20 protein-coding genes are annotated in these 13,824 nt (G+C 36.4%); all 20 read right to left on the minus strand.

Annotated elements, in window-relative coordinates:
• Positions 1-245: 245 nt before the first annotated feature.
• Positions 246-428: a hypothetical protein gene (locus tag EDX97_RS03720; RefSeq protein ID WP_128519835.1), complete on the minus strand. Its 183-nt coding sequence runs from the start codon at positions 426-428 to the stop codon at positions 246-248.
• A 456-nt stretch (positions 429-884) separates the two neighbouring features.
• Positions 885-1,151 (minus strand): hypothetical protein, encoded by a 267-nt coding sequence (locus EDX97_RS03725; protein WP_183164253.1) that lies wholly within the window; start codon positions 1,149-1,151, stop codon positions 885-887.
• Positions 1,129-1,296: a hypothetical protein gene (locus EDX97_RS11670; protein ID WP_183164254.1), complete on the minus strand. Its 168-nt coding sequence runs from the start codon at positions 1,294-1,296 to the stop codon at positions 1,129-1,131. The genes EDX97_RS03725 and EDX97_RS11670 overlap by 23 nt, the downstream gene beginning before the upstream one ends.
• A gap of 138 nt (positions 1,297-1,434) precedes the next feature.
• Positions 1,435-1,650, minus strand: a complete 216-nt coding sequence (locus tag EDX97_RS03730; protein ID WP_128519837.1) for a hypothetical protein — start codon at positions 1,648-1,650, stop codon at positions 1,435-1,437.
• A 1-nt stretch (position 1,651) separates the two neighbouring features.
• Positions 1,652-1,879, minus strand: coding sequence for a hypothetical protein (locus EDX97_RS03735; protein ID WP_128519838.1), 228 nt, complete (start codon positions 1,877-1,879; stop codon positions 1,652-1,654).
• Positions 1,880-2,645: 766 nt separating this feature from the next.
• Positions 2,646-3,074: a MarR family winged helix-turn-helix transcriptional regulator gene (locus EDX97_RS03740; RefSeq protein WP_128519839.1), complete on the minus strand. Its 429-nt coding sequence runs from the start codon at positions 3,072-3,074 to the stop codon at positions 2,646-2,648.
• A 92-nt stretch (positions 3,075-3,166) separates the two neighbouring features.
• The gene (locus EDX97_RS03745; RefSeq protein ID WP_128519840.1) at positions 3,167-4,294 is read right to left on the minus strand and encodes a 5-methyltetrahydropteroyltriglutamate--homocysteine S-methyltransferase; all 1,128 of its coding nucleotides are present in this window, start codon (positions 4,292-4,294) and stop codon (positions 3,167-3,169) included.
• 87 nt (positions 4,295-4,381) lie between these two features.
• Positions 4,382-4,909 carry a flavodoxin family protein gene (locus tag EDX97_RS03750; protein WP_276330006.1) on the minus strand — a complete coding sequence of 176 codons (528 nt, stop codon included), beginning with the start codon at positions 4,907-4,909 and terminating at the stop codon, positions 4,382-4,384.
• Between the two features lie 13 nt (positions 4,910-4,922).
• A complete protein-coding gene (locus EDX97_RS03755) occupies positions 4,923-5,885 on the minus strand; it encodes an NADH:flavin oxidoreductase (protein ID WP_276330007.1) in 963 nt (320 codons plus the stop codon).
• Between the two features lie 113 nt (positions 5,886-5,998).
• A complete protein-coding gene (locus EDX97_RS03760) occupies positions 5,999-6,208 on the minus strand; it encodes a hypothetical protein (RefSeq protein ID WP_128519843.1) in 210 nt (69 codons plus the stop codon).
• A complete protein-coding gene (locus tag EDX97_RS03765) occupies positions 6,205-6,792 on the minus strand; it encodes a radical SAM protein (protein WP_128519844.1) in 588 nt (195 codons plus the stop codon). Before EDX97_RS03765 ends, EDX97_RS03760 begins: the two co-directional genes overlap by 4 nt.
• A gap of 73 nt (positions 6,793-6,865) precedes the next feature.
• Positions 6,866-7,081, minus strand: a complete 216-nt coding sequence (locus EDX97_RS03770; protein ID WP_221175873.1) for an ArsR/SmtB family transcription factor — start codon at positions 7,079-7,081, stop codon at positions 6,866-6,868.
• A 174-nt stretch (positions 7,082-7,255) separates the two neighbouring features.
• Positions 7,256-7,672, minus strand: coding sequence for a VOC family protein (locus EDX97_RS03775; protein WP_128519845.1), 417 nt, complete (start codon positions 7,670-7,672; stop codon positions 7,256-7,258).
• 11 nt (positions 7,673-7,683) lie between these two features.
• A complete protein-coding gene (locus EDX97_RS03780; protein WP_128519846.1) occupies positions 7,684-8,679 on the minus strand; it encodes a DUF362 domain-containing protein in 996 nt (331 codons plus the stop codon).
• 112 nt (positions 8,680-8,791) lie between these two features.
• Complete coding sequence (locus EDX97_RS03785; RefSeq protein WP_128519847.1) at positions 8,792-10,219, minus strand: IS3 family transposase; 1,428 nt, start codon at positions 10,217-10,219, stop codon at positions 8,792-8,794.
• Between the two features lie 169 nt (positions 10,220-10,388).
• Entirely contained in the window at positions 10,389-11,195 is an 807-nt protein-coding gene (locus EDX97_RS03790; RefSeq protein ID WP_128519848.1) for a protein-ADP-ribose hydrolase, read from the minus strand.
• A gap of 10 nt (positions 11,196-11,205) precedes the next feature.
• Positions 11,206-12,093 carry an SIR2 family NAD-dependent protein deacylase gene (locus tag EDX97_RS03795; RefSeq protein ID WP_128519849.1) on the minus strand — a complete coding sequence of 296 codons (888 nt, stop codon included), beginning with the start codon at positions 12,091-12,093 and terminating at the stop codon, positions 11,206-11,208.
• 27 nt (positions 12,094-12,120) lie between these two features.
• Positions 12,121-12,756 (minus strand): NAD(P)-dependent oxidoreductase, encoded by a 636-nt coding sequence (locus tag EDX97_RS03800; protein WP_128519850.1) that lies wholly within the window; start codon positions 12,754-12,756, stop codon positions 12,121-12,123.
• Between the two features lie 250 nt (positions 12,757-13,006).
• Positions 13,007-13,627: an ABC transporter permease gene (locus EDX97_RS03805; RefSeq protein WP_221175874.1), complete on the minus strand. Its 621-nt coding sequence runs from the start codon at positions 13,625-13,627 to the stop codon at positions 13,007-13,009.
• A gap of 42 nt (positions 13,628-13,669) precedes the next feature.
• Positions 13,670-13,813: a hypothetical protein gene (locus tag EDX97_RS11850; RefSeq protein ID WP_221175875.1), complete on the minus strand. Its 144-nt coding sequence runs from the start codon at positions 13,811-13,813 to the stop codon at positions 13,670-13,672.
• Positions 13,814-13,824: the final 11 nt, after the last annotated feature.

Raw genomic sequence — 13,824 nt, forward strand, 5'->3', positions numbered from 1 at the left:
AATACTGAATCTTGAAATGATATATATTCCAATTTCCTTGTTTACAATGAGACTCCGCCCCTAAGAACCCGAAAAAACGGCCAGTCAAAAAAATCAATTTTCAGCTGGCCGTTTTAAGCATACCTTAGGGTCGATCATTATAAACAAGTTTTCTCGGCATAAAACATCATTTTAAAAACAAGATCGAGAACTTATCAAAATCGACTATAAAATATTAAATACACACTTTTCTTGACAAACCCATATCAATCGTACTTTTTCATTTTGCTTTTTTTGTACTCTTCCGGAAATGTATAAGAATTATATTCATCCATGGCCTTTTTTGCATTATCTGGGCATTCTTCAGTTGGTATAAACATATGCCCCAATTCATGTGTATACCACTCTGGATGTCCACAAAATTTTCTTAAGTTATGGTCTGCTCTCATAATTTAACACCTGCCCTTTTAAAACGTCATCTGCGTATTATGATTTCGTCACATTCTGTGCATTATTTACATCTGGAACTAATTCCAAACGAGAATTCCAGTATCTATTACTTGTATGTTTTAGCACATACTTGGTCACTCCTGATTACAACATTCAATACCAAAAGGCTTCATAACGGTCCTTAAATCGCCTTCTGGGTAATAGTCAAATTCGACAATATTATTCGTTTGTTTAACGTTCTTTATGATTACCATATACGACCTTACCTTTTTAGAATAATCATACAACTTTTCTATGGATTACAGAGGGGGCTTATATAAAAATTTCTAAAACTGAAGACGGTTCAGGAACGTCGATATGGTGACTTCTCTTCATATCTAATTTCTATTATATATAGAACTAGAACGTTGATTTTTATATCAAAAACAGTAGCAATCAATGTGACTTTGTAAGTATCAATATTCGATATCATCATCTAAAGTAAGATATCCAGCCTCATAGACATCTTTCTCTTGCTTTAGGCAATCGTCTATAATTTTGATAATTTCATCATCTTCGTACCCTATAAATATCATGGTCGGAAAACCGCCAAACCTTTTATCATATTCTTTGATTTTTTCATCTAGCATTGTAATCACTCGACTTTCCTTATGATATCGGTAACTAATTACTCTTTTTCCGCCTAGTTGGCTGTTTTTTTTAAAGTCCACATTCTTTTGCAATTTTCTTACATTCCTCATCGACTTTTCGGTCGAGTTCCTTTGTATCAGGGAAATTTGCTACTTCTTCTGGTGATGGCATCTTGCTATCATCTAAATAATATGACCATATTTCTTCGGGTTTTATATTCTTTTTTTGGTTTTCCATATCATTGCCTCCATATAATAAACATCCAGCCATTTAGAAAATTGACGATCAATTGCATTATATTTTCTGAGTTAACAGATCGTCCATTTTCAACTTGTTAATAACAAGATTAAAATAATCCAATATCAGTAATTCTTATTATCTTTCATACTTTTTGTCTAGATTATTTTCACAATTCAAACATATAGATCTGAAGCCTATTATTTCTCGAATTTCATTAGGTAGTATTCTTTCTTTAATGTGACGCGCTGCTACTTCTTGAACGTCTATACAAGCACCGATACCAATTGTTTTCTTATACAATGGACATTCAACATATTCAGGTATTTCATCCGACTTATTTACTTCTTGCATTTTAATTATCACCATCCCATTTAGGCCAGTCATCGTCATCGTTAGCAATCCGATCCATGATAGCTTCCGCCTCATATGTTTTTTGAGTAGGTTCATCATCGCGTGTCATTGCTGCTACAGAATAGTCACATAATGCGCCTATCACATCATTTGGATTTTTCATATTGATGATTTTTTCACCATTTGGTACATTCTTTAGTATCCATTTCTTTTCTTCTTCTAATAGCATGATCTCACCTTCTTCTTTTTTGAGTGGCAAGGACACGGGCTTAAACTATGCTACGATGCATAACTAAATGGCTATGATCCTTTCAAGATTTCTATAATAATTATAACCTTTTGACATTAGACTCACAAAACATATTTCAAATACGCTCCATATTGCAATTATTTTTTGAATGAAATTTTCCTTTAATAGCCACGAGTAGACTCATTACTGCTTGTAGCGTTTATTCATTATTAAAAAATCAATCCATTTTAAAATCACGTTTCCCCTTTTTAGTTGTACTTTTTGGATCAATCTAGACTTTGTCATTTTCACAAAAGCCCCTTATAGTTGTACGAAATCATCAAAAAATGCTTATTTTGAGCACATCTTCTTCCTTTATTAGTTGTATCGAAACATGAACTGTTTTTGTTAAATTAAAAAGGGCAAAAAGAAATTAAAGAGGGCTTTTAGTGAAAACACCTTCTTTCTAATATTAAATAAAAAAGGGCAAATATTATTTTGATTATGAAGCAAGACAACATACATAAAAAAAAGAAGAAGTATTTCTACTTCTTCAGAAGGTGCAATTCTATAAATCAAGATAAGCGGTGATATCTTTTGATGTTGGTTTCTTTTTACTTGTACGACGTTTCTTTTTCACCGGTTTGTGCTGCAGGATATCGAGCGTTTGCTGTGCAATCTCATAAGTACGCAACTTATGGTCTTGATCCCTTTGAATCGGAATCAAATTGAGGAAACATTCGATGGACCATCTCGATAACCTCTTTCAACCCTCCATTAAATTGTCATAAGCTCGCGATAAAAAGTCTTTAAAACATTGTATTTCGGTTTTGGTAAATCCTTTTAATAAGGTTGTTTCATTGTCTTCGGCATTTTTATTTAATTGATCATAGATAGAAGGATCTCCCCAAATCAACGTCACTAAATTGGCACGTCGATCCTGTGGATTCTTTTGAATCTTGATCATTCCCTTCCGTTCCATGCTCTTTAATAAATTGAGAGTTGTTGTATGTGCTACGCCCAACAATTCCATAATCTCTGTTTGAGTGGCCGTATAGTTTGTTTGATCCGCTAAATAAATAACCACCAATCCTTGCGATTGGGTCAAATGATAGACCGCATTTTGTTCGTTGATTCGTCTTTCGATGGCTGTATTGACCATTTTAATAGATGGCCTAATGACATACTTTTTCATATATTTCTCCGTTATGTAGTTAACTACTTATAAAAGTAGCTAGCTACTATTATACATAGTATGATCATTTATTCAACAAAAAAATGCCGATTTTACTCGACATTCTTTGGCCATACCTCTTGGGCAATTTCTTTGACCAATTTCAGTTTTGACCATTGTTGCTCTTCGGTTAGTTTATTACCAATCTCACAAGAAGCAAAACCACATTGAGGACTTAAATATAAACGATTCAATGGAACATATTTTTCGGCTTCATGAATACGTGCAATCACTTCTTCTTTGTTTTCAAGTTTTGGTGACTTGGTTGTTACTAAACCCAATACGACTTTTTTATCATCGGATACTTTTGCTAGTGGCTCAAAGCCACCAGAGCGTTCATCATCAAACTCCAAATAGTAGGCGTTCACATTTTCCTGACCAAATAAGACATCGGCTACAGGATCGTAAGCACCACTATTGGCATAGGTTGAATGGAAATTACCTCGACACACATGCGTATTGATGATCAAATCTTTTGGTGCATTCGCAATCACTTGATTATTGATATCTTTATGTGTCTTTTGGATATCCAATAACCCTTCTTGTGAAACGCCATATGCTAAATGGCCGGAATGATCTGCCATCATTCCCCAGGTGCAATCGTCCAACTGAAGATTGCGACATCCTGCATCATAAAGATCTTGAATGAACGCTCCATAAGCAGCGACTATATCGGATATCAAATCGGTATCCGAATCATAGTATTTTTCGGTTGCGATTCGATTGAAAGGCATTGTGAATTGAGCTAAAAATTGTGCCGGTGCCGGAATCGTTTGTTTAGCTATTGTATTTTCATCTTCAAATTGTTTTACAAACTTAAAATGATCTATAAATGGATGTTTCTTAGAAAGACCAACTTTACCGGTTAAATAGGTATCATCGATCATTGCTGCTTCATCATGAAATGGCAATCCAGTTTTGGTTGGCGTATGGCCAATGCCATCAAATCCCCACATGAAGTCAAGATGCCAAGTGGCTCTTCGAAATTCCCCATCGGTGATCACATGATAACCAAGCGATTTAATTTTGGTAATCAAATCTGTAATGGCTTGGTCCTCCACTTCTTTTAATTTGTCGTATGTCAGCAACCCTTGATCAAATTGGGCTCTTGCCGCTTTTAGTTTTTCTGGCCGTAGGAAACTTCCTACATAATCGTATCGAAATGGTGTTTGTAGACTCATATAACATCCTCCTGTTGTTGGGATTATTATATTTTATCGATTTCTTTTTGTATAATACGAAAAAACTAGGTCTATCATAGTTTTAAACTATATATTCTTTCCCGTTTGATAAGCAATCCCTAGTTGTGGATGATTGGCAATGTTGCCATCCGTCGTTGTGCCACCTGCAAATACATGACCAACCAGTTTTGCTTTAGAAAAAACACGAAGCCAACCTTTCAAACCATTTACCGCATTGTTTGGTGTAGAAGGATCTGTTGCTTCAGCTGTTGTCAAAAGATAAATGTCTTTGAAATGATAATTTGCTGTATATAAACAATTGGTGCGATCCAATAAGACTTTCATTTGACCACTCATTTCATAGTAATAAATAGGTGTGGCAAACACTAAAACATCGGCATCTTTCATTTTCTGTACAATCCAATCGGCATCATCATGAATAACACAACGATGTGTTTTTAAACAGCCCCAACATCCGAGACAAAAACCAATCTTTTTTCCCACTAAAGAAATGGTTTCTACTTCGTGACCAACTTCTGTTGCACCTCGTGCAAATGCTTGTGCTAACATATTGGAATTACCATGAATACGAGGACTTGTTTCTAAAATTAATATATATGTTTCATGATTATTTCTCCGATGTCTTTAAAAAGTCAATATTTTGAATAAATGGTCTCGCAAAGCCAAAATAGGAGATACCAGCTTTTGTAGCCTTCTCTATATCCTCTCGATTGCGTAAACCACCCGTTAAGATAATATCCGTTTTTACCTCTTTCTGTAATCTAGAAGCCACATCAAAATAATACGCATGTTCTTTGAAAGGATGCATTTGCCATTTATTACCATTCACTTCAATCGCATTCATTCCTTGTTGGACTAATTGTTTCCCCATCCAAATAAAATCATCATTTGATAATCCACCTGGTTCTTCATCGGATGAATTGAGTTTGATCCATACCGGATAATCCGCACCTACACGTTGACGGATGGCTTGATAGACTTCATCCAAGAAACGAAAGCGATTTTCAAGCGAACCACCATACGCATCTCTACGATGATTGAATAGTGGTGAGATGAATTGCGATAACAGGTAGCCATGAGCCGCATGTATTTCTACCCCATCAAACCCAGCTTTCTTGACACGTTGGGCAGCATCCGCAAATAACATTGTTACTTGATGAATATCTTCCATTGTCATTTTTTGCGGAACAAGACCTGAATCTGGATTGGGAATAGCAGATGGCCCTAAAATACATGCCTTTTTTGGATATCCCTGACTAAGCGATGATCCATGAACGATCTGCATCACGATCTTCCCTCCATGTTGATGGACTTGTTCTGTTACTTTCTGATAATCCGGAATCAAAGCATCCGAATAAATACCCAATTGATTTTTATTGGGTTGTTCATAATCTGTAATATACGTATAACTCGTGATAATTGTACCAACATGATGATCTGCTAGATTTGTATATAATTTTGCAATTGCTTTGGTAGGACGTCCATCCGATGTAGCCATACCTTCCATAGTGGCCGATCGAACAAAATGATTACGTACCGAAATACCACCTAATTCTGTTTTTGAAACCAGTTGTTCATTCTTATGTCTCCTTTCTTAAATATATTGTGTATTGACTCGTCTTACCTTCCATAGTTCTTCATCTTGTATGGAAAAACGTCGAATATAACTATCCAAAGCTTCCATTAATGAAGTCTTTTCTTTTGGAAGATGGGCAACAAAAAAACCGAACTGCTAGATGTTTCACTATCAACCACGATTGGATTTTTTAATTGCGCAATCAATTCGCAAATTTCCAATAATCGTTCTTTTTCCGTACTTTCGACAAATTCACCATTTTCTCTTTGTTGATAAAGCTGGGTTCCTGGCATAATGGTTACATTGGTAATGATCATATAGTAAGGATGAATCTGATTGAATATATGTGCACTTTTTCGAGCACTTTGAACAAGTTTCCTTTTCCTGCCAATCTACCTAAATAAATCATACGATGAGGAAACGTAGCCTCATCTAATTTCTGACATTCCGTTACAATATCTTTAGCTATATATCCTTTATTCACAAAAGATAAAACCGCATCATCCCCTGAATCGATTCCAATCATCACATCATCAATACCGCTAGCATGAATCGCCTTCAAGTCTTCGACTGTTTTTTGAAAAATATCATCGATACGTGCATACGTAGATACAATCGCATCTGGATAATACTTAGAAATCAACTTTCCTAAAGCAATTAGTTTTTCAGTGCTAAGCGCAAATGGTTTTCCTCCACTTGCCCATACCTTTTTGGCATTTGGATAGGCTTGTTTCGCTTCTTGTAGATCTTTTTCAATTTGTTCAAAAGGAGCAACATAAAAAGGTGTATCTCTATAGAAATTACAAAAAGTACAACCATTATGTGTACATCCAGCTGTTACCTCAATAAAAACACTATCTGCATCGGTTCCTGGTCGAATAATAGGTCCATGAAATTCCATTGTATATCCTACTATATTTCGCTAATTGTAGATATGTAAGAAACAAAAGATAAGCAGGGCCGATTCCCTGCCATCACAATTCCTGTTTGATGTAGTCACCAAGCTGCTGGATGAAATCTTCCTTTCTTCGATAATAGGTCCATTTTCCATAGTGACCCGATTCCAATAAGCCAGCTCTTCGCATCATTTCCAAATAACTGGAAATAGTGGATTGCGAGATTCCCGCTTTTTCAGTGATACTACCAACACATACACCACAATCAAATGATTCCCCTTCCGGAATATACATTTCCTGTGGTAGAAAGTATTTTTCCGGTTCTTTTAACTATGTTAGAATATGTAACCGAGTCTCATTTGAAAGTGCTTTTGCAATCAATACGATATCCATAACTTTAACCGATATGTTAATATATATTTTTTTTACACGTAAAAAGACTGGATTTCCTACCAGTCCCATGTCAAATTATTCTGTTTTTGGTGTACCAAATCCCTGGAAGAACTCAATCTCTTCACCAACGGGACCTATACAAAATGCCATTCGTAATTGATATGGCGGATCACTTGGAAGCACAAGCGTATCCGGTCCTTTCGTGATTGGATATCCAGCTTTTTGTACGGCTGCAACACAACCATCCACATCATCTGTAGCCAGGGCAAAATGGCGAATGGCTCCCTGTGGAAGGTCTTCGACATCTTCAGTAAAAACTTCAATACCACCATTTCCTGTATCAAACGTCGCATATGGATGTTCTTCATCACCCCAACTTCTCAGGATATCCATACCTAAAATTGTCGTATAAAATTCGGTTACTTTCGCAAACTCTTCTTTATCCTTGCATTTGATGCAAATATGTTCAATGCCTTTAATCAGATTTGTCATATCTATTCCTCTCATTCATTCACAAATGGTACAACATCAGCAACGGCTTCTTGCGTAGAAATCTGTTTTCTATCGTGATCCAAATCAATCAAACGATAACGATTGTTACCCATACCCATTTCTTTCATATACGATAATTGACGTAAACCATGGCGACTTTCAATTCGTTCGACTAAATCATGATGATCTTCTTCTTTCATCGCATAGACTAAATCCACACAAGCTTGATCGATAGCCAGAATATCACGTGAAGCTAAGATACCTACATTTGGCGTTACAACCGGTTGTGCATGAATACCTTCACAATCACAGGATACCGACATATTACGCATCACATTAACATAGAGGATATGATCTTTGAAATAATCAATGGTCGCTTTGGTCGATTCTGTAATTCGTTCCATAAATTCTTCTTTCGCAATGGACCATTGATCTTGTCCTTCATAAGTATGGATCCACTTCTTACCAATGTGGCCATCGGCACAACCAATGCCAATATTCTTATTGGATCCACCAAAACCACCTTGCGTATGACCTTTAAAATGCGTTAAGATGACCATCGAATCATAATCCAACATATGTGATCCTACCGACATTTCTTTCATCCATTTACCACCATGAATAGGTAAGAGTGCTGTTCCCTCTTCATCCATAATATCCACAGGACAAAATGTCCAACCATTAACTTCTAATGTTTTCCGATGCTGAGGTGTTGTATATCGATCTCCTTCATAATATGTATTGGTTTCTACAATAGAAGCATCTTTCAATTCCTTTTCTGTTTCCATTAAGTATTTTACCCAATCATGGGGAATGATATTAGGTCCATGTTGCTCACCTGTATGCAGTTTGATACCTGTCTTACCTGTAATATTTCCATTCACACTTTCGTAAGCTTTGACAAGACCTTGGGCCGATAGATCACGCGTAAAGAATACATCGGATTCTTCACCCGTACGATCTTCATATGGTACATAAATACTTCCATCTTTTTGTAGTTCATTCATTGGGTCTTCATCTCCTCATTTATCTGTTTATATTTTACCACCTACTTTTTTAAGTCGTCTATAATAAAAAAAGATGCCAAAAGCTGTAGTGAACCCCAAATTTTGAACAAAGCTAAATAGAGATTAAGGCTTGATTTCTTGCTTGGCAAGGGGTCAAGCCTTTTAATCGTGTTTGTATGCGCTCTGTATTGTAATAGTCTATGTATTCTTTAATTGCGTTGCGTAGTTCATCTATTGTTGTAAATTCATATTCATGTCCATAAAACATTTCATTTTTCAACTTCCCAAAAAAGTTTTCCATGACACAGTTATCCAGGCAATTGCCTTTCCTTGACATGGATTGAATGATTCCTTTCTCTTCCAGTCTTTTATGATAGGCCTGCATCTGATATTGCCAGCCTTGATCAGAATGGAAGATCAATCCGTCCAGATTGAGATGTTTCTGAAATGCTTTATCCAACATGTCTGTTATTTGTGCAAAGTTAGGGCTTGTGGATAAATTATATGACACGATCTCATGACTATACATATCCAGGATTGGAGATAGATACAATTTGCCGGCTGCTATATGAAATTCCGAAACATCGGTTGTCCATTTTTCGTTGACGGTCTTTGTCTTGAAATTGCGAGTGTAGTATGTTTTATGTTCTTCTTCATCCACTACCTTATCTAGCAGTAAATTCTTTACTGTCCCATTCATATCTCCTTTATATGACCGATATTTCGCCCGTGGTGTTGCTCCGGCTAATCCCATTTTGTTCATCAATCGTTGTATTAATTTATGGTTTACATGGAATCCAGCATTTGATAGAGCCAGTGTTATTCGTCTATATCCATATCGTGTTTTATGATCATAGAAAATGGTTATTATCCTGTTCATCAGTTCATCATATTTCCAATCTGGATCCGAATGAGTACACCAGTAATAATAATCACTTCTACTGATATGCGGCAGTGTATCTGAACTGTTGATCGCATTCAATATAAATGACAATGAACGCTTTGTTTCCTGCCTTAGCTCCGTTACTACCTGTGCTATTTCTTGTTTTCTCGCTTTTCTTTTGCCGTAACTAAGGCATCTAATTTTTTTAAGTATTCTTGCCGTATCATAAGAATCTCGTTCTGCTTGCGTAACTTTGCATTCTCTTCCTTCAGTGCTTTGTTCTCCGCTTGCAGATTGTTCGTCTTCTTTTTCATGAGACTTTCTCCCTCGTTTCTTTACAACAACAGTATACTCATTTTCTTCGAATTCTTTAATCCATCTTGTTAAAGTGCCTTTGTCTGATAATCCAAGATCAATAGATACAGACGTTATACTTTCATCATTTATTAATACTCTATTAATTGCAGTTAATTTAAATTCTGAAGCATAGTGATGTGAACAATGCTTCGTGCTTTCTAGACCATGTGCATCGATCAGACGAATAAGATAATTGATACGCGATTTATTTACTTCGTACTCTTCAGAAAGTGAAGAAACGGTCTTCCCGTTTTTACGTTTTTGATAAATTTCTTTTTTCTGTTTTTCTGTCAATTTCATAGAAAAAGTGAACCCTCCTGTTGAACTTCATTTTGTCCAACTTTCTGGGTTCACTACATTAGGCTACNATAAATTTCTTTTTTCTGTTTTTCTGTCAATTTCATAGAAAAAGTGAACCCTCCTGTTGAACTTCATTTTGTCCAACTTTCTGGGTTCACTACAAGCATCTTCATTTACATAATAAGTTTTGATAAATCTTACGATCTGAATCCTTGAACACATTAAAGATGACCTGTTTTAAAGAATTATTTGGATGTTCATCTAACCATTCTTTTACTGTCTTTACCGCAATCTCTGCTGCTTTATCTTGTGGAAATAGAAATACACCTGTTGATATACAACAAAATGCGATATTCTTACAACCATTTTGAGCAGCTAGATCCAAACTGGCTCGATAACATGCAGCCAATTGTATTTTATGTTTATTCATCAGATAGGGATATACAATAGGTCCCACGACATGAATGATATATTTGGATGGTAAATTATAGGCAGAAGTGATCATTGGTACAGCCGTTGGCTGTTCATATTCTTGCCCATATTTTTCTTTCATTTCTTCCATTTTTAGATATGTATCATATCGTAACTGACAACCTGCAAAACTACCCACAATGTTGTCTTCACAATTATGAAGCGGACGATAACATCCAGTCATCTGGTTATTGGCAGCATTGATGATGGCATCACATGCTAATGTAGTGATATCCCCTTGCCATAGATATAGGCGTTCATCTGTTTCTACTGGTTTTAGATCATCGATTTTTGTGATGCCCTTTTCAATGGCTCGTTGGGATAAGTAGGCATCTTGTACTTCATAAAAAGTAGAAGAAGCAGGAGCTGGTAAACGAATATTAAATAAAGCTCGAAGCAAATCTTTCTGATCCTGTTCATTGATTGGAATGGTATAGTCACGATATTCGGGCATTTTTTTCTGTAGAGCTTGAATTAGATAGATTCTTCTTTCTTCTTGTGTCATGGCTAACCTCCTACAACAATTCTTTGATCACTTTGCCAATATCATCATTGATACAAATGGATTTGGCATGTATTTCACGTGGTGCACCCGCTTGACCCAGATTCAAACAAGCATATGTTCCATCAGGCCATTCGTAGGTCATCTGCCAAAATCGATATTTGATGATACCTGGGGTATTGTTGCCCACACCTATCTCTAAAAATAATGTTTTCAAATGACGATGTCTTCTCAAAAAATCGGCATATCGATCATTGGCTTGATACCATCCATCATCTTGGACAAAAGTATCATCACAGCGAAGATTGGTAGTCATCAAAGCTCCATCATCCGGACATGTAGGTACCAATTCCGACGGTATCTTCATTTGGATCTTCTTATTTTCAGGAATGATGAGTTCTCCATTCTCGCTAATTTCAAAACTTTCTGCAAGTATCATTTTCTTAATGATCTCATAATTATCATAGGTTTTGGTTCGTGTGATTTCATTTGGTTTACTGCTTTGGAACAAACCATAATCACCTTGCGTATAGAAAAGACGATGCTTATCAAATCCACTCTTTTGGAAACAATGATCCACATTGGTCGTTAAGACAAAATAATCTTTATCTTTTACTAAATCAAACAAATTTTGATAAACCGAAGAAGGAATGGGTGCATATCGATTGATCCAAATGGATCGGCACCAAAAGCCCCAGAATTCTTCCATAGAATCATATGGATAGAAGCCTAAAGAATACATGTCATGATATCCGTATTTTTCTTCAAAATCCCAAAAATATTGTTTAAAACGCGAACCGGAATATGTCAATCCGGCCGATGTTGATAAACCAGCTCCTGCACCAATCACAACAGCATCGGCTTCTTTCAATACTTTTTTTAATGCATCGATTTTATTCATTGTGTGCACCTTCCTTCTATATATCCTTTACGCGCGAACGATCGAAATTCGTTCTTGTCGATGATTTCCTATTTCGATTTCATCGACCATGGCAATCGCATAGTCTGCATAGGAAATGATGGACTCACCACGATCATTTAATTTTAATTCTTCACCACCTCGTAAATAGAGTTTGGTTCTTTTGCCATCGGCTTGGAAATCAGCAGCCGGTGAAATATAAGTCCATTGTACATCGTTGCGTTGACGAAGTTCCCCTAAAGCTTTCGCCATGGCATTGGCCAATGGTTGAAATGCATTCGGAAAATCTGGTGTTTCGGATAGAGTCATAGTGTGTTCGGGATTCACGTATAAGGAACCGGCTCCACCAACAATCAATAATCGAACTTGCGTTCCGGATACAATATCACAAAGATGAGCTAAAGTTGTGGAATGTTGTGGAAGGGTTTCTTCTGTCCATGCACCAAAAGCATCCACGACTGCATCAAATCCAGCAAGATCTTCTTTCGTCAAATCAAAAATATCTTTCTTTATATACGTTTGCGCTTGGGTATGATTTTCATCTTTACGACCAAAAGCGGTTACATCGAAACCACGATTCACGGCTTCACTAATAACTTTATTGGCAACACGGCCTCCTGCGGCTACAATTGCGATTTTTTTCATTGTTTTGTCCTCCTATAGCATTGTCACTATTTATATGACAATTGGAATTTATCATATCACATTTAATATATCAATATTTTTATTACATTTATAAATATAAAAAAAGCTGATGAATTTCATCAACTTTCTAATGATTGTAAACCATACGATCAAACCGTTTCATCGCAATGATTCCCATACCACAATGCCAATCATCGTCATGGAAAGAGGTAAACTTAAAGTTTATGGTGTTAAGATTGCCCGAATCGCTTCATTGATCCAAGTCAATGGATCGATAAAGGGTAATTCCCTGCATCACTGGTAATGGTGCCAGTTGATTCCAAGTATAGAAGATACTACCAAGAAAGACGACAGGCATCAAAAATCCAGGAAACATAGCAGCAATTTGACTTGGTTTCACAATAGTACCAACCAAAAGTCCAAGTGCAGCAGAAGCCATAGCTGTAAGAACTAAAACGAGTATCAAGAGTGGAAGACTAGACAGTGTCATTTGAATCGTTATTTTTGATCCCATGAAAATCAAAGAAATGGGTAAAACGATCAAACCACCAATGAACGATTCTAAAATTCCGACAAACATCTTGGCATAAGCTACAGTACGAGTAGATACAGATGCTAATAAACGATCCTCAATTTCACGTAAATTATGGAAGTCCATAGAAACAGGAACGTCTGTTCCATGAATCCCTGTAATCAACATCGACATACCAATCATGCCACAAAACATATGTGTTGGGAATGTTGCTGGTAAAATGCCAACAGTCGGAAGCATAAATCCATACACCAAAATCAAAATGAATGGTAACATGGCAACACGGAAAATAAATTCTCCTTTATCGCGCCATTGTACCAAAAGGTCTCGTTTGACCATGGCTCAAAAAGCAATTCTCGTTAGTTTTTTCTCATCCATTTCTTATTCCTCCCCATTTGCACTCTTACGATCATCGACACCATCACAATTGGTCAAAACTAGGAATACATCATTTAATGAAGTTGTACCCGACTGTTCTTCCAATTCGTTGACCGTACCATACGCCAACATTTCACTTTTTTTCATGATAGCAACGT

Source organism: Absicoccus porci (genome assembly GCF_003725415.1).
Lineage (GTDB): Bacteria > Bacillota_I > Bacilli_A > Erysipelotrichales > Erysipelotrichaceae > Absicoccus > Absicoccus porci.